A 16,791-nucleotide genomic window follows, 5' to 3' on the forward strand; every position below is an offset into this window, starting at 1 on the left:
TTAAGATAGGCGAGAGTGCCTATTCAAACCCACACCAATTCTCGGCAGTTTGCCAAGGATTGCCAAGTATCACAATTAACAACTCACGAACTTCTATATAACCTCGGCAATTGCCCAGAAGGGAACCTCACAGGTTAAGATAGTCCTGGATCCAGCCCACCAGCCGCTGTGCCAGGGTAAGCGCTTCCGGCTCGCCTTCTTTGATCGCCGATTGGCTGCTGAAGCAAGCAATAACCTCTTCTTGAAATTTTTTCTTCAAGCTTTTGTTCAAAAGCGCCGCGGCGAAACTGCAACCGCACCTGAGCTTGGATCTGAAAGCTCTCCCGCGCCTCCTCATCCAAGATCTCCTGTCCCAGCCGCTGCAGCCGCACCCCTTGCAATTGGGCGAGGGGATAAGAGAATACCTGCTGCCGCCAAAGCCCCCAGGGGCCACCCAGCCGGGTCAGGGTCGCTCGCTGCCGCTCCCGATCCAAGCTCAGGATCTGCCCCAGCCCCCAAGGGATCCCAATCCCCAGGCCCGCTGCTACGGCCAGCAACCCCACCAGCGGCGAGCGGCCCCAGAGCTGGGATCCCAGCGCCAACAGCCCTAGGCCCACAACCACTCGCCAGGCCAGTTGCTCAGGGGTAAACCTTTGCAGGGCAATCCGCAGCCGTCTGGGGTTGCGCTCCAGAACTTGCAGGTAAACCGGCCTCATGAAATTGGATCCCGTTTTTGGCGCCAGTTTACCAGGTGCCGCGGAACCCTGGAAGACTTGCGAGCTTGGCAAACAGCTAAAACTCAGGTTCGGCAAAAAACTCTGACAAATCCAAGGCAAACCCAGGGATCACCTCTTCGCCTTCCAGAATGTCCCCTGGCCGCTTCAATGCTGCGGGCTCAGGCTGGCGGTAGACTAAAACATACTTTTCTTCGGGATGAATGACCCAAACAAGCCGGGATCCGTTCTCAAAATACTCGACAATTTTGTCGTGGATCTCTCCTACAGTATTGGCCTCAGAGAGAACCTCTATAGCCAAGTCCGGAGCTCCCTCGATATAGCCCTTGGGGATCCCGCCAAGGGATCGCAATCGCTCTTTGGAGAAGAAAGAACAATCTGGGGAGCGGCGATTGCCAGACTTCATCTTAAACGAGGTATCAGAGTCAAAGGTAAAGCCAAGCTTTTGGCTGCGGACATAGGCGCCCAGGAGGATGTGAATCAAACTTACATAGTATCCATGCCTTGCACTTGCCGAACCCAAAGCAATCAGCTTCCCATCGACAACTTCATAGCAATTGCCATCATCGGGCAGAGCCATAAACTCTTCATCAGTCCAAATCTTCCGAGAAGCTGTTGCAGAGCTTTCGGCAGGTTCCTTTGCTAGCCTTTCCAGAGCTTCAATCATGGTAGCCCTCTCAGATAGCTAAAACAACTAAGGGATCCGAGCCTGGGCAAACACATCCTGGGGGACAACCTTCAAGCCGGGCAGAAACTCATCTTGGATGGCTTGGGATCCCGTAAAAGTCCGCGGCGGGGCATCGGGGTAGAAAACGGTGATGCTCTTGGCTTGGGGATCCACAACCCAAACGCGAGGGATCCCAGCTTCCAGATAGTCCGCTGCTTTTTGAAGTACAGCCCCAAAACTCTGGCCGGGAGAAAGAATCTCCACTACCAGTTCGGGAGCGACGGGACAAGGGCCGTCTTCCTCAAGCTGCGCTGGCCAGCGTTCAAAGGAAACATAGAGCAAATCGGGAACAGGAAGCCAATCTTGATCCTGCCTTTGCAAAACAACTGCCAGCTCTGTGTACACATCCCCCTTGCCTTGACACCAGGCATCCAGAATGAAAAGCAGCCGCTTCTGCAAAGAGGCATGAAATCTCTGAGGAGACATCGGCAAATCTTTGGGAACAGCTTGTCCATTGACCAGCTCATAGGTAGTATCTTCCTCTGGCAAGGCGAGAAACTGTTCGGGAGTAAGTTTTGGATGAGCAATCGACAGCTCTTCGGTCGATAGCATGCCAGGATCCCTCTCGTTCTAGAGGCCAACTGCTTTCTAGTTCTAGGCTAACTTTGGGTTTTTCGCCTTCACTGCGCGGGAAAAGGCCTCTTGTTTTTGGGAAGGGGGGGCTTCCAGGTTGCGGTAGCTTGCCAGCGGTTGTGCTTTGATGCGTTGCAGACCCACCTGGAGGATCCCTATGGCTAAAACCCTTTTGACCACCCTGGGCACTGGCGACTACACCGAGACGACGTATTTCTTTGGGGAGCAAAGGGCAGACAAAACCTGCTACGTCGCCAAGGCCCTCTGTCAGCTCTTTGAAATTGATAGAATCATCCTCCTGCTGACGGAGGAGGCCCGCGCCAAGCACTGGGGCCGCTTGCAGGAGTCCTTGCCACCCCAGGTGGAGAAGGTGGCCAAAGCCATTCCTGAGGGCAAAACGGAAGCGGAGACCTGGGAGATTTTCGACGTGCTGGTCGATGGCATCGAGCCCAACAGCCGGCTGCTTTTTGATATCACCCACGCCTTTCGCTCCATCCCGCTGCTGGTGCTCTTGGGAGCCGCCCTTTTGCGCAAGGCCAAAAATGTCGAGATCCAGGGGCTCTACTACGGCCTCTACCGCCCTGGCCAGGCGGAGACCCCCATTATCGATCTCACGCCGGCCATTCGGCTTCTGGACTGGCTGACGGCCAGCGACAAGTTCATCAGCACCGGCTCGGCAGTAGAGCTGGGCCAGCTTTTGGACACCGTTCAACGGGACTTCTACCGACAGCAAAGGCCCGGCAAAGGGGATCCCAGGCCCACCCGGCTGCAGAGCTTTGGACAAGCCATCCGCGACATCTCCCGTTCTCTGGAGCTGGTGAGGCCGGTCAGCCTGCAGGAGGACTTGCGCAAGTTACAAAGACACTCTACCCAGGAGTTGGCAGAAGAGGTGGGCCAATTTGCCAAGCCCTTCGGCCTGCTGCTGCAAAGCATTCAAAATAGCTACAGCCAACTGGCGCTGCCGGCAGACCAGAAGGAGGATCCCCGCGCTCAAGTTCAAAAGCACTTTCAACTGCTGCGCTGGTATGTGGAAAAGCGCTTCACCACCCAAGCCCTTCTCTTGGCTCGCGAGTGGGTGGTTTCTGCCCTTTGCCTCTGTGAGGGGATCCAAAACTACCTCGAACGAGAAGCGCGGCAGGGAATTGAACACCAGTTGGGATCCCTTATCCAGCGGAGAAAGCAGCCCTTGGGAGATCCCCCTGCAACTGGCGAATCAGTCCAGCGAGAGGAGCAGCTTCAGTTCCTTCCTCCCATTGCCGCCCACGTTTCGGATGTGAAGCAGCTTGCTGATCTTTGGTCTTGCCTAAGCGAATACCGCAACGACGTAGCCCATGTGCAGATGAATCCCGATCCCCTGGGCGGCGAGGCCTTGGAGAGCTTTGTGCTGCAGAAGCTGCTGCCGAAACTGGAAGCGCTGTTTCCTGAATTGACTCGAACAGAGGGGGAATTGGAAGGGGATCCTTCCAATTCTCGGTAGGCTACCAACGTCGGCCCACCCTCAGGTTCTGGGTTTTCAATTTCGGTCCAGCGGTTGGCAGGGGCTGAGCTTGAACAAGTCCTATTGACCTGGAGAAATACTGAAAAAAACCTGAGGGCCGGTCGGGATCGGTGGACTTTGTTTTGTAGCTTCTGCAGCCGGCTATCGGGTGGCTGCTGGGGTTTTGTCTACTTTGTTTCTTGCACGTTCAGTTCTTAACTTTCCTATCTTTCCTGCGAAAACACCATGTCTTATCACTACTACTGGCAAGCAAAGCTCTGGGGCCTGCTGCATGATCCTGCCCTCAAAGCCCTCCACGACGCCTCTGGCCGCGCTAAGGAAGGGCTGTGGCCAAACCTAGCAGCGATGCAGGGGTGGATCTCGCCCAAGGCAGAGGGATCCCCTCTGGCACAGGTGGGAGATGCGGATCTGGTCGCCTCCGCCAGCGACCGGGCTGCCATTGGCCACCTGCCCGTTGCCATCGACTACCAGCTAGCGGATCGCGGCCAGAGCCTGGGGCCGGGCTTAGAGATGAGCCATCTGCTTTCCGGGCGCAAGCGCTTTTGGCAACTGCCCGAAGAGGAGCACCGGGCCCTGCAGCAGGCCCGCTCCCGCGCCGAGTACTTGCTGGCGCAGGAAGCAAGGGTAGTTCCCGACTGGATTTGGCAAGAACAGGAGGATATCCAGAAGGTGTTCTGGTGGTTCTGGCGCTGTTTTCCCCAGGCGCTGGCGCGGGAGTTTGGCGATGAAAGCCTCCTGCTTTTGCCGGCAGAAACGCGGCTGCCCGATGGATCCCTGTGGAGCCACACCAGCGTTGTGGCGGCCCTGGCAGGCTGTTTGGCCGGCTACGACGAACCCAAGTTCACGCGGCCTTTTTTGGCCAGCTTGACCTTCAACCCCATCCAGGAGCTGATCAAAGCCAGCCGCAAGATGCGGGACTTCTGGGCCGGATCCTGGCTGTTGCACTACCTCTCGGCGCGGCTTTGCTGGCGCCTGGCGGAGAAATACGGCCCCGACTGCCTGCTCTACCCCAGCCTCTACGGCCAGCCTTTGATCGACGCTTGGCTGCTGGAGAAGTACCCCCCCTTTGCCGAGTGGATCCCGCAGCCTTCTGCCAACACTCTGCTCACCGCCGGCTTCCCCAACGTGATCCTCTTGCTGTTGCCCGAAGAGCGGCTGCAGGCGGCCATGCAGTTGGCCCAGCAGACCCTCAAAGAAGAATGGCGCCACCTGGCGGAAAGAGCGCTGGAGCACCTGCAACTGGAGCGCCGCTGGCTGGTGCAGTTGCGCCCAGAAGATCCCACCTGGGGGGGATGGCTGGAGCACCAGTGGCAGTTCTACTGGGCGGCAGCGCCCCTGGGATCCCCCCACCAAAGGCTTAAAGACACCGCCATCCTCAAGTCCCAGGAGTCCATCGAGCGGGATCCCTGGGTCAGCGCCCAAAACCGCACCTACCATCTCAAAGGAAAGCGGCAGCTTTTTGCCGACGCGGAGCTGAAGTTCCTGCGGATCAGCTTCTGGGATCCCGAAAGGCAGCAGTGCCGCCAGCACAAGCCAGGGCTAAACGTAGGCTCCTGGTGGGCAGCGGCAGTGGAGGCGACGCGCCGGCTGCAGGCAGCTTGCAAACAGGCCCGCGATTGGCAGTTGCCGGTGGCCTTTGGGCCGCGCAGCACCGTCTCTGGCCTAGGGCCGGTGGTTCACCCTTCCCCCGGGGATCGCTGGATTGGCGAAGGGGAGAGCCGGCGGCTTTGGCAGCGCCAGGCGGGGCTTTTCGATGGCCGCGAGCAGCTCAACGCCACCGAAACGGTTAAGCGGGCCTTGGACAAGGTGCTGCCGGAGCTCTTCCCCAACCTTGATAAAGACAAGATCGCCGCTTCCTACCCAGATCTCACCGCTGGCGTGGCCGGCTACCTGAAAACCCACGGGCGACGGGAGCAGGAGCACTTCGAGCAGGCCTGCCGCGCCGTTGAGGCCATCCACCCCGCCATTCGGGAGGTCATCCGAGAAATGCGCGGCAAGTGGGGGATCCCGTGGGCCGACCAGCAAAACCTGCGCTACCACCCCCGCCTGCTCAACGCCGGCTGGCTGGTGGAGGACCTGGAAGCAGACGAGGCAACCCAGAAGCGCTGCCGCCAGGAGATAGAAGCCACCCTCAGCCGCTACTACCCCAGCATCAACCCCGCCAGTTGGTACGTGCTGGCCGCGGGCGATGGCGACGACATGGGCCAGTGGCTGAGCGGGGGGAAGATGAAGCCCTACTACGACTACCTGCCCCAGCCACTGCAGCGCCTAGCGGATGGCCAGAGGGACGCTATTGGCCGCGTCCTCGACTCTGAAGAGCTCAAGCAAGTCAAGGACGCCTTCAGCGAGTTTGTTAAAGCCAGCCGCAAGCGCATGGGCCCGGCCACCCACAGCGCCCTCAGCCGGGCTCTGTTGGATTTTTCCGGCCAGTTGGTGCCCTACCTCACCGAGCAGCGCTATGCCGGCAGGCTTATCTACGCCGGCGGAGACGACGTTTTGGCCTACACCAACCTCTGGGAGTGGGATGGCTGGCTCTGGGACATCCGCCAGTGTTTCCGCGGCGGCGAAGACGACTGGCGCGAGTTTGCCAACGAAGGGGACTACTGGCAGTGGCAAAAGGCGCAGTTGCCGGCTGGCCTAAGCCGTCGCCCTCTTTTTACCCTGGGATCCCTGGCCAGCATTAGCTTTGGGGTGGTGATTGCCCACCACTCGGTGCCCCTGGCCATTGCCCTGGAGAATCTCTGGGAGGCAGAACAAGGCGCCAAAGAGCAGGCCTATGCCCAGGGCAGCTCCAAAGACAGCGCCCAGGTGCGGGTACTGTTTGCCAACGGCAACCAACTGGTGAGCACCTGCAAGTTCGACACCTTCGACAAGTGGAAAGACCTGCTGGATTTTGACTGGAAGCTGTTGGGCCAAAAGCAGGATCAAAGCTCCCTATTTGAACACGCCGCCCAGCTCTGGGAGCAGCACCCAGCCCCCAGCCTGGAAGCGGTGCCTGCTTGGGCCCGCCTGTTCTGCAGCCGCCGGGATCTCTTCCACGGCGAAAGCGAGCAGACGGATCGTTTCCAGACCCAGCTAATCGCATTTATCCAGCACTTTTGGCAGCACAGCCTGCCCGCCCAGCCGGGGGCCTGGGATCTGGCCATCAAAAACTGGTTCAAGCTGGCGGCCTTTGTGCTGCGCAACCGCACCGTCACTTTGGGGAGGAACGGTCGATGAGTTGGTTCACGCTATCGCCTCTAGATGTGTGGATGTTTCGCGATGCCAAGCCCTTTGCGCCGGGGGAGCGGGCCTGGGCCAATAGCGGCTTTCCCCCCAGCGGCCACACCTTGGCCGGCGCCATTCTGGCTCACCTGGGCCAGCCGGCAACCCTGCGCCTATGCGGCCCTTTCCTTTGCTGGGATGAGCAGCTTTACTTCCCCGGCCCTCTGCACCTCTACCAGGGATCCCCGCTGGTGCCCATCCCCTGGCTGGAAGAGGGCCATTCCTATGACGGCTACCGTTGGGATCCCACCCGGCCCGCCCCTTTGGTGGCAGCAGCTCCGGAGGAGGAACGGCCAAGCTCCAAGCAAAAGGCCGCCGGCTACCTGCCCTTTCAGGCGGTGCAAACTGCACTGCAGGGCAAGGGCTGGGATCTGGAGCAGGCAGTAAAGTCCCCCTGGGTGGCGGAGGTGCGGCCCCACAACACCCTGCAGGCAGGCAAACGCCAGGTGCGGGAGGCCGAGGGCTACTTTGTGGAGACCTGCATCCGCCTGCAGCCCGGCTGGAGCCTGGCCCTTTCCATCGAGTGCTGGGATCCCGATCGCGAAACTTGGGATCCCTTGCCTCTGAAGCAAGAAGTGGTGGTGCGGCTGGGAGGAGAAGGCCACGGCGCCCTCTTAAGCCCCTGTCCAAAGCTGGGCGAGCAATGGCAAGCGCTGCAGGAGCTCTCCCGGCAGACCTTCCGGCAAGGCCAGCGATCCCTGGCCTACCTCGTCACGCCTGGGGTGTTCATCAAAAAGGTGGATGGGCGCTCCCTCTGCCGCGCCTGGCCCTGGGAGTGGCGCTTGGCCACCCCTCATCCTGCCCACTCCCTCACTGGCCCTCTGGTGAGCGTGGCCACCGGCAAGCCAGTTCCCATCAGCGGTCGCCTGCGGGTGGACTCCCTAACAGAGCCGCGCAAGACCAGCCTACCGGCTCCGCAAGTCTTTGCCGCCCCGCCCGGCAGCGTCTACTACCTGGAGCAGCCGGCTCCCCTTGCCCAGGACGAGCCGGAGCTGGAAAATGGCCGGCTCAACGTCTTCCACCGCTGGCGGCTTCTAGGCTACAGCGAGTTGCTCTGGCTGCCTTGGGTCAACTTTTAAAGTCCTGTTTTGACGGATAAGGAGTGTTTTTCTATGAGCTTTCACCTGGTTTATCTCACCCTGTTAACCCCCCTGCACACCGGCGGCACCACCCAAGAAGGCAACCTCTTGGGCATTGCCCGCGAAGCCCACACCAACTTGCCCTACATTCCTTCCAGCACCATCCGCGGCAAATTGCGGGCCAGCGTGGCCGAGAAAGAGTTAAAGTTCGAGCTCTTTGGCAACGAAATTGGGGAAGGGGATCAGCTTACCCAAGGCTCCATTTGGATTGGGGATGGATCCCTCTTGTGGGTGCCGGTGGCTTCCCTCAGCCACGGGGTAGTCTGGATTAGCTGCCCCCTCTTGCTCAAGCGCTGGCTGCGGCTAAGTGGTCAAAAGTTGGATGCGCCGGATCCCTATAGCACCAACTTGGAGACAAACCGACCCATCTACCTTAAGGATGCCATCCTAAAAAATGGCCTGAAAAAGTGGGAAAACTGGCAAAGCTTTGTCAAATCTTCCAGCATCAGCCGCGTCCTTGTCTTGCCGGATCAGCACTGTGCCACCCTTATTCAAATGAGCCTGTGGCGGCAGGTAAAAGTTAAGCTCAGCGAGCACAAAGTTGTAGAAGGCGGCTTTCGCTACGAAGAGGCCATCCCCCCCGATAGCTTGATGTACTTTACCTGGGGGGTAACAGCCCAGGCCAACGGCAGTTCCCAAGAAGCAGTGGAGCAATTTCAGAAGCTTCTCCAGAAGAACCAACTTCTACAAATTGGCGGCCAAGAGAGCCTAGGCCGGGGCTTTGTCGAGTTGTCTTGGAACTAGTTGAGGAGGCTTTATGGAAACTTTTGATCCCCGCACGTTGGCCAAGCCCGTTTACGAATCCCTTCGCCAGTTAAGGGCTCAAACCAGAGACCAAGAAAAGCTTAAGGAGCAGAAAAACCAGGCTGTGGAGCTCTACACCTACCTTTCCACCTGGGGCCTGCTGCGCCTTAAGGCAGAAGAAGATGCCCTCAACCAGGAAGGGAAAAAACAAGTAGTCAAGGAGTTTTTTGATTGCCTAGAAGAGATCTCTGGCCAAAAGGGAATTGCTAACTCCAACGGCCTGGATCGTCTTATGCAATTGGGAGTTGAAGAGTATCTAGGTTTAACAGGGCTAGGTCTGGCTTTGGCTCAGGAATTCGGCTTTTGGGCTATGGCCATCTACCACGACATTAAAGGAGGAGAGTAATGGGCGTCGCGATCCCCCTGCAAGCGATTTCCCTGCAAGAAGGCAGCCGAGTGGTTATTCATTCTCTTACCTGGCAAGACTGCGAGAGCATTCTGGAGGAGCTGGGCGAAGATCGCCACACTCGCATTGCCTACTACGATGGCACTTTTGAGATCATGTCTCCTTTATCCAAACACGAGCGCCTTCATCGCATTGCCAGTGACATTGTAAAGGCTCTCTTAGATGCTCAGGGGAGAGATTGGGAAGACTTTGGCTCAACAACCCTCAAAAAGCCAGGCAGAGCTGGCGTGGAGCCCGACACCTGCTTCTATGTCAATCACCTGGAGTTGGTGCGAGGTTGCGAGGGCAGGATCGATGTCGATCAGTTGCCCCCACCTGATCTGGCCATCGAGTCCGACGTTACTTCCCGAACTTTTATCGAGGCCTATAGAGCCATCGGCGTGCCGGAAGTTTGGATCTTGGGTGAGCGAAGTTTGCGGATCTTTATTCTGCAGGGAGAAGACTACGTAGAATCAAGCTGCAGCTGGCTTTTTCCAGACTTCGACATCCCCAATCTTGTACCTCAACTCATTCGACGCGCCCTAGAAATTGGCACCAGCGCTATGTTGCGCAAATTTCGGCAAACCCTTGGCAATTCCTAACGCTGTTTCCCACTTTTGGAGAAGATCCCATGACTGGCAATCGCCCTACTCGTCCTGGCAACGCTCCTCAGCCGCTTCCTCGTCCCCCCAGACCAGGGGATCCCAGCCGCCGGCCGCCTCAGGAAAATCGGGGCCCTAATTCTCCTAGAGGAGGCAATGGAGGGGGAAACCAGCCGCGCGGTGGAGGAGGCAACAATCCTCCGCCCTCGCCTTGGCTGGGTCACCCCTTGGATCCCACGCCCAGGCCGGATCCCACCGCTGGCTTTATTGAATATCTGCGCTGGATGCGAGCGCCGCTTGATGCTTCTAAAGACGGCACCAAGGCGGAGCTGGCGCACCAAGTGGAAACAACGATCAACCTTGGAGCCCGCCTGAAAGTTTTGAATGAGCGCACCCAACGCATTGCCAGCGACACCTTTCAGGTTACTTGTCCCTGGCGAATTCGAGTCGGTGGGGCCAAGGGTCCAGAGAGCATGTTGCTCCCCGCTTTCGATCCCTTAGGGATCCCTTACATTCCCAGCTCCACCCTGTGCGGCGTGGCCCGCTCCCAGGCCATTCGAGAGCTGATGCAGGAGCGCAATTTATCTTGGGAGCAAGCAGACAAAGCCGTAGCTCCTTGGTTTGGTCACCTACAAGCTGACGAAAAAGACAGGGCCGGCAAGGTTATCTTTTTGGATGCCTACCCGGTACCCACTCGGCCCCAACGGCGAGAGGATCCCGATAATTCTAAAACGGGGGGTCTAGCTGTAGATATTGCCAATAGTATCTGGAAATGGAATGGAAAAAATCTTGACTACTCGCCTAACCCTAACTTGTTCTTTTCTCTCAAGCAAGCCACTTTTTTAATTGGCCTGCGCAAAGGCCCCGGCTGCACCGATGAGATGCTGGATCAAGTCAAAGAGTGGCTGATCCAAGGGCTGGAGCAAGGGGTGGGATCCCAGGTGAATACCGGCTACGGTCGGCTGATCCCCTTAGGGAAATCACTGGACAAGAGCCAAGGAGAATTCTTGCGCCTGCCCTTTGAGCTAAAAGGCCAACTCATTCACGGGCGGCAGGTAGTCAACTGGAGGCCCGATAAGAATCGCTACGACAACCGATCCATCGCCGAAGTGCGGCCCGTAGCCTTTAAGAATATGCTGCGCTATTGGTTCCGCACCTTTGCCCTGGGAGTTTTGCCGGTCGATCAGGTGCAGGAGTGGGAAGGGCAACTTTTTGGCGCCATTACCCCTAAGCAAAAACACGGCTGGATCCATGTAGATCTCCTAAATGGCAAAGTCTCTCAGCCGGAGCCAGAGCCCAATCGGGAAGGAAGAAATAGACCCGCAGGCCGACAAGAAGGGATCCTCATCTTAAGTCTTTCTGGCGAGTGTCAAAACTATGCTTCCCAGGAAGATCAAGAGGCGGTGGAAAAGCTCTTTACTAACCTCACCTGGATGATGTTCCATCTGGGAGGTGTGGGTCAAGGAGCTAGAAGACCCTGCTACTCCCGCCAGAACCGGGAGCGGGCTCCCTGGTGGCGCGGCTCTACCCTAATTCCCAGGTCGGAGGATGCCTTTTGGAAGCTGGCGGAGTCGGTGGCCGGGTTTCAGAAGCTTTTCCAAAAGCGCCTGGGCAACTTCTTTGACGCTCTCAAGACTCTAACCAAGCAGGCCATTAACCCCGATAGCCCAAGAAGTGCTGGCCAGGTTCAGAGGGATAAATGGCCGCAAGCGGTGGATGCCAACTGCAGGATCGTAGTCTGCAGCGGCGAGGAAGATTTCAACAAACCCTATGCCCTGGCAACTTTGCATCGCTTAGGCCGACAAGATGAAGGCCGGTACGACAAATTCTTGTGCGGGGGTGTACAGGGAGGTGCTCTGCCCTCTCCGGTTTGGATTGCCGATTTGGGTGATTACCAAGTGGTTGCTGTTTTTGGGGCAACGGTGGATCCTAGGAGAAAGTATCTCGACGAGCTCAAGAGAGGTGCTGATGACTTTCAAGTCATCTGGCCCTTGAGATAGAAGAAATCTCGAAGAATTTTTGGAGAAACAAAATGCCCAAAAAGAAGATCAATGCCAAAGTTCTCAGAAACCTTGTTACAGCCGTAATCAATGGCTCGATTACACTGGCCATTTTGCTCATTGCTCCCTTGGGCCTGGCAGCCGTGATTACCAACACTATTTTGGTTGCCATTGCCAGCTTCTTTTCTGGAAGCTTAACAGAGATGGTCATGGATCTTTTGTCAAGCCCTGAAATTGACGTGGAGGTTTTGCCAGAAGAGCGCCAATCCAAGACCAGCACTTCCATAGAGCCAAGGCGAGGCTCAGAGAGTCTGCGTCGAGATGATCAATAATGCGAACCTTGTATGTTTCCCAGCAAGGGTGCAGGCTAAGCCTCAGGCAAGAGTTTGTGCTGGTTCATTTGGGCGAGTCGCTCTTGCAGGAGGTGCCTCTACCCTTGCTGGAGCAAATTTTAATCTTTGGCCGCTCTCAGGTGACTACCGATGTTGTGAGGGAGTGCTTGAAGCGCAATATCCCCATTGCCTACCTCTCCCGGCTCGGCTATTGCTACGGTCGCCTCATTCCCATTGAAAGGGGCTACCGCCGCCTGGCCCATTGGCAACAGGCGCTCCCTGAAGCATGGAGACTGCAAACAGCAGCCCAAATAGTGCGAGCTAAGCTCCTCAATGGCCGCGTGCTGTTGATGCGACAACTTAGGCAGCGCCCCAGCGAAACCAGGGATCTAACCCTGCGCAGCCTGGAACACTTGGCCGCTCAAGCTCTGCAGGCTACTTCGCTGGATCAATTGCGAGGCATTGAAGGGATCGGCGCAGCTTTGTATTTTCCCGAATTGGGCAATTGCTTACAACAAAAAGGATTTGTTTTGATCAAGCGCACCCGACAGCCGCCCACCAATCCAGTGAATGCCATGCTCAGCTTTGGCTACATGGTGCTCTGGAACCATCTATTAACCCTGATTGAGCTGCAAGATTTGGATCCCTATCAGGGTTGCTTGCACGCTAGCAGTGAACGCCATGCTGCTCTGGTTTCGGACTTACTGGAAGAATTTCGGGCGCCTATTGTAGATTCAATAGTCCTCTGGCTGATCAACAAGGGCATTATGAACATCGAAGAAGACTTTGAGCATCGCGATGGTGGCTGTTTTCTAAGTGATAGTGGCAGGAAAAAGTACCTTACAGCTTTCATCCAAAGAATGGAGGGATCCATCCAGACCCCTGACGGAGATCAACCCCGCTGGGATCTGCTAACGCAGCAAGTTAAAAAGTTTAAGCAATCCGTCTATAATCCTCAAGATTTGTACCAGCCCTACCGGATTCGCTGATGTTTCTTTATGTTGTTACCTACGATACTCCCTGCGACAAGCGACGCAAGAAAATTGCCGACCTGCTAGAAGGCTACGGCAAGCGCGTGCAATACAGCGTGTTTGAGTGCGTCCTCGACAAAGACAAGTTCGAGGAGCTCAAACTGCGGCTCCGCAAGAAGATCAAGCCCGAGGAAGACAGCGTCCGCTTCTATCCGCTCACTAGCTATGTCCTCGCCCAGGTGGAAATCTGGGGTGGGCCTGCCCTGACTGCACCCCCTAGCTCGGTCATTGTGTAGCTCAGGCAAGTCTCTTCCTACTTAAGCACTCGGTGTTTCCAAAAGCACACTCAAACGGTATCAACGCCTGCGCGAGCGATCCGCCAAAAGCCGCAAAGGCCGATTCTTTCGTCCGATCCCTCGACGCCTTGCGCCACAAGGCTTTCCGGCCCCAAAGCCCCCTCGCCAGCACCCTTTTTGCCGACTTTTTTCCGGATCCCTCGCAAATGGGTCTTGCATTCCTTACCCTGCTTGGGTTTAATAGAGGTAAGTTCCCCCTTCGGGGGGATCCCTAGAAATTGGAAACGTGAACACAGTTACCTCCCTTATTCAGGGATAAACAACAGTTCCCCCTTCGGGGGGATCCCTAGAAATTGGAAACTTGTGTATTTGGCGTCGAGATCGTCGACGTTCTTCGCAAGTTCCCCCTTCGGGGGGATCCCTAGAAATTGGAAACAATGATGACGTCCTTACGCGCTGTACGCGCAATGTTGTTGTTCCCCCTTCGGGGGGATCCCTAGAAATTGGAAACTAGACTACTCGGCCACTGGAACAAAGAATGAGACGGTAAGTTCCCCCTTCGGGGGGATCCCTAGAAATTGGAAACAACCAACCTCTCATCAACAAATCTAGGAATGCCTCTTGTTCCCCCTTCGGGGGGATCCCTAGAAATTGGAAACTTCAATCCAACTGCATCATAAGAGATGGTCAATCCGACAGTTCCCCCTTCGGGGGGATCCCTAGAAATTGGAAACGGTGGGACCGTGTAGGGAAACAGAGCCAATACTCCAGTTCCCCCTTCGGGGGGATCCCTAGAAATTGGAAACTCGAAATCTGCTCACTTCACGAAGAGAACCTCATTGATGTTCCCCCTTCGGGGGGATCCCTAGAAATTGGAAACAGTATAAGGGAGTGCTACTCGCACTCTGTGTGTCCTGGTTCCCCCTTCGGGGGGATCCCTAGAAATTGGAAACCCGAGAAAGGAATCCGGTTCATTTACACCGACAAAAAGTTCCCCCTTCGGGGGGATCCCTAGAAATTGGAAACTATAGATTCGGCCCCCGTCGGGTCGAGTTTCTATGTCACTGTTCCCCCTTCGGGGGGATCCCTAGAAATTGGAAACGTTGTTTATTCCCTTAGAAGGGAGGTACAAAATGAACGTTCCCCCTTCGGGGGGATCCCTAGAAATTGGAAACAGCCAGCCATCACCATACGGGATGGCGATGATGTACTGAGTTCCCCCTTCGGGGGGATCCCTAGAAATTGGAAACTACAGGCTTTCTCGACTTTGATAGCCGATTGGGCTTGAGGTTCCCCCTTCGGGGGGATCCCTAGAAATTGGAAACAGGAAGGCTGGCTCGTACTGGAGGAGAAGGAGGGTGGTTCCCCCTTCGGGGGGATCCCTAGAAATTGGAAACTTGTATAGGGGTTATAGTTGTATTTGGTCACTTCGGTTGGTTCCCCCTTCGGGGGGATCCCTAGAAATTGGAAACATCAGGCAGCCTTGTTGATTTAGTTCAGCTGTTGAAGGTTCCCCCTTCGGGGGGATCCCTAGAAATTGGAAACTGAATCCAGCGGCTTTAGCAGCCGCAATTCTGGATAGCATGTTCCCCCTTCGGGGGGATCCCTAGAAATTGGAAACTTGAAGGGCTTGTCGCCAAAGAGCGCCTGCCATGCAGGTTCCCCCTTCGGGGGGATCCCTAGAAATTGGAAACCTGAAGCCGAGCGTAAAGCTCGGCTTGAGGCCGAATACCAGTTCCCCCTTCGGGGGGATCCCTAGAAATTGGAAACGATCATCGCAAACAACTGCGTAGAGCGATACTATGCAGTGTTCCCCCTTCGGGGGGATCCCTAGAAATTGGAAACATCCAACCATTGCGGCAGGGTGCCGCAAGCATATAACGGCCGGTTCCCCCTTCGGGGGGATCCCTAGAAATTGGAAACTGTACCAGGTCACTACTTTCACGCACCTAGAACCCGGAGTCGTTCCCCCTTCGGGGGGATCCCTAGAAATTGGAAACTGTTGTTTATCCCGATTAAAGGGAGGAGTCTATATGGATGTTCCCCCTTCGGGGGGATCCCTAGAAATTGGAAACACCGTGACGAGGAGCCGGATCATGTAGTGTATGCGATTGTAGGTTCCCCCTTCGGGGGGATCCCTAGAAATTGGAAACACCGATATTAGGTGCAGTGTAGTGATGTCTGCTAATGACTTCCCCCTTCGGGGGGATCCCTAGAAATTGGAAACATTGGTTAGTTCCATGCGAACTCCTTCTAAGGCAGTACGTTCCCCCTTCGGGGGGATCCCTAGAAATTGGAAACTCCAGTAGGAGCCTGGCATACGCTCCTTGACGACCCGTTCCCCCTTCGGGGGGATCCCTAGAAATTGGAAACAAGATTTGTTCTTTAGTATACTTGGCGTCTAAGTCACTGTTCCCCCTTCGGGGGGATCCCTAGAAATTGGAAACATGATTTGGAAGTAGCCTGGGAAATTTTTATTTTTTTGTTCCCCCTTCGGGGGGATCCCTAGAAATTGGAAACTAGAACGTAGTAAAGCCCCAGGTGTTGTCCACCTCAGGTTCCCCCTTCGGGGGGATCCCTAGAAATTGGAAACGCGAAAGAACGATTGTGGTAGTAGGAAGTGTTTTAGGTGTTCCCCCTTCGGGGGGATCCCTAGAAATTGGAAACAAGACATAGCGTTTTTTCATTGTCGTACCCCATTGAAGTTCCCCCTTCGGGGGGATCCCTAGAAATTGGAAACTTCGTATGAAAGGTCAGGAGGCAGTTGCCCCTCAAAAAGTTCCCCCTTCGGGGGGATCCCTAGAAATTGGAAACTTCATCATCCCCATCAAGAGCTATGAGATATTCCTCTGGACTAAACCTATCTGACTGAAATGGAGTCATTTCGTTCATGTATACAGTTCCCCCTTCGGGGGGATCCCTAGAAATTGGAAACAGTACAAGACTGGATGAGAGAAGCTAGTAGAGCTTTTGATGTTCCCCCTTCGGGGGGATCCCTAGAAATTGGAAACATGAACGTATCCGAGTTAACAACGGGCAAATGCGCCGTTCCCCCTTCGGGGGGATCCCTAGAAATTGGAAACATGTGCATAGTGTCCTCCCTTCATCAGGGATAAACAACACGTTCCCCCTTCGGGGGGATCCCTAGAAATTGGAAACGAGAACCCATTAATCTTAAACTCCGCCAGATTCAAAATGTTCCCCCTTCGGGGGGATCCCTAGAAATTGGAAACATGAGGGCCAAACGGTCAAACAGTACCCCAGTGTACTGTTCCCCCTTCGGGGGGATCCCTAGAAATTGGAAACCTGTGGTAACCCAAAAACACCGCGCTGTATACACGGATCCACTTCCCCCTTCGGGGGGATCCCTAGAAATTGGAAACCTCCAAGATCTGGATCGCCCTCTTCCCCTTAGGGTTGTAGGTTCCCCCTTCGGGGGGATCCCTAGAAATTGGAAACACTTACGAGTACGATACGTTCCATATCA

At 55.9% G+C, this 16,791-nt stretch carries 13 protein-coding genes and 1 CRISPR repeat array (1 of these 14 cut by a window edge); of the genes, 10 read left to right on the forward strand and 3 right to left on the reverse strand.

The genetic code is table 11. The annotated features are described in order from the left end of the window. Nucleotides 1-134: 134 nt before the first annotated feature. From ACVWXC_RS01040 to ACVWXC_RS01050, 3 genes are all read right to left on the reverse strand, one after another. Nucleotides 135-695: a hypothetical protein gene (locus tag ACVWXC_RS01040; RefSeq protein WP_457390761.1), complete on the reverse strand. Its 561-nt coding sequence runs from the start codon at nt 693-695 to the stop codon at nt 135-137. A gap of 76 nt (nt 696-771) precedes the next feature. After that, on the reverse strand, nt 772-1,380 hold the full coding sequence (locus ACVWXC_RS01045; RefSeq protein ID WP_457390759.1) for a Uma2 family endonuclease: 609 nt from the start codon (nt 1,378-1,380) through the stop codon (nt 772-774). A 27-nt stretch (nt 1,381-1,407) separates the two neighbouring features. Then, nucleotides 1,408-1,992 (reverse strand): Uma2 family endonuclease, encoded by a 585-nt coding sequence (locus ACVWXC_RS01050; protein ID WP_011431342.1) that lies wholly within the window; start codon nt 1,990-1,992, stop codon nt 1,408-1,410. A gap of 178 nt (nt 1,993-2,170) precedes the next feature. Here ACVWXC_RS01050 and csx2 point away from each other — a divergent pair, with 178 nt between their 5' ends. From csx2 to cas2, 10 genes are all read left to right on the forward strand, one after another. Next, nucleotides 2,171-3,490 carry a TIGR02221 family CRISPR-associated protein gene (csx2, locus tag ACVWXC_RS01055; RefSeq protein ID WP_457390757.1) on the forward strand — a complete coding sequence of 440 codons (1,320 nt, stop codon included), beginning with the start codon at nt 2,171-2,173 and terminating at the stop codon, nt 3,488-3,490. Between the two features lie 246 nt (nt 3,491-3,736). Beyond that, nucleotides 3,737-6,730, forward strand: a complete 2,994-nt coding sequence (cas10, locus tag ACVWXC_RS01060) for a type III-B CRISPR-associated protein Cas10/Cmr2 (protein WP_457390755.1) — start codon at nt 3,737-3,739, stop codon at nt 6,728-6,730. Continuing rightward, nucleotides 6,727-7,854 (forward strand): type III-B CRISPR module-associated protein Cmr3, encoded by a 1,128-nt coding sequence (locus ACVWXC_RS01065; protein WP_457390753.1) that lies wholly within the window; start codon nt 6,727-6,729, stop codon nt 7,852-7,854. Before cas10 ends, ACVWXC_RS01065 begins: the two co-directional genes overlap by 4 nt. A gap of 33 nt (nt 7,855-7,887) precedes the next feature. After that, entirely contained in the window at nt 7,888-8,658 is a 771-nt protein-coding gene (gene cmr4 / locus ACVWXC_RS01070) for a type III-B CRISPR module RAMP protein Cmr4 (RefSeq protein WP_099884681.1), read from the forward strand. Nucleotides 8,659-8,671: 13 nt separating this feature from the next. Beyond that, entirely contained in the window at nt 8,672-9,064 is a 393-nt protein-coding gene (locus ACVWXC_RS01075) for a hypothetical protein (RefSeq protein WP_099812778.1), read from the forward strand. Continuing rightward, nucleotides 9,064-9,705, forward strand: a complete 642-nt coding sequence (locus ACVWXC_RS01080; RefSeq protein WP_099812779.1) for a Uma2 family endonuclease — start codon at nt 9,064-9,066, stop codon at nt 9,703-9,705. The genes ACVWXC_RS01075 and ACVWXC_RS01080 overlap by 1 nt, the downstream gene beginning before the upstream one ends. A gap of 29 nt (nt 9,706-9,734) precedes the next feature. Further along, nucleotides 9,735-11,705, forward strand: a complete 1,971-nt coding sequence (locus tag ACVWXC_RS01085; RefSeq protein ID WP_457390750.1) for an RAMP superfamily CRISPR-associated protein — start codon at nt 9,735-9,737, stop codon at nt 11,703-11,705. A 32-nt stretch (nt 11,706-11,737) separates the two neighbouring features. After that, nucleotides 11,738-12,037, forward strand: a complete 300-nt coding sequence (gene csx18 / locus ACVWXC_RS01090; protein ID WP_099812781.1) for a CRISPR-associated protein Csx18 — start codon at nt 11,738-11,740, stop codon at nt 12,035-12,037. Continuing rightward, nucleotides 12,037-13,026, forward strand: a complete 990-nt coding sequence (gene cas1, locus ACVWXC_RS01095) for a CRISPR-associated endonuclease Cas1 (RefSeq protein ID WP_457390748.1) — start codon at nt 12,037-12,039, stop codon at nt 13,024-13,026. The genes csx18 and cas1 overlap by 1 nt, the downstream gene beginning before the upstream one ends. After that, nucleotides 13,026-13,304 (forward strand): CRISPR-associated endonuclease Cas2, encoded by a 279-nt coding sequence (gene cas2 / locus ACVWXC_RS01100; protein ID WP_414329659.1) that lies wholly within the window; start codon nt 13,026-13,028, stop codon nt 13,302-13,304. The genes cas1 and cas2 overlap by 1 nt, the downstream gene beginning before the upstream one ends. Before the next feature lie 250 nt (nt 13,305-13,554). After that, nucleotides 13,555-16,791: a CRISPR direct-repeat array (repeat unit 36 nt; unit sequence GTTCCCCCTTCGGGGGGATCCCTAGAAATTGGAAAC) (it continues 350 nt past the right edge of the window).

This window comes from Thermostichus sp. OS-CIW-20 (genome assembly GCF_054061455.1).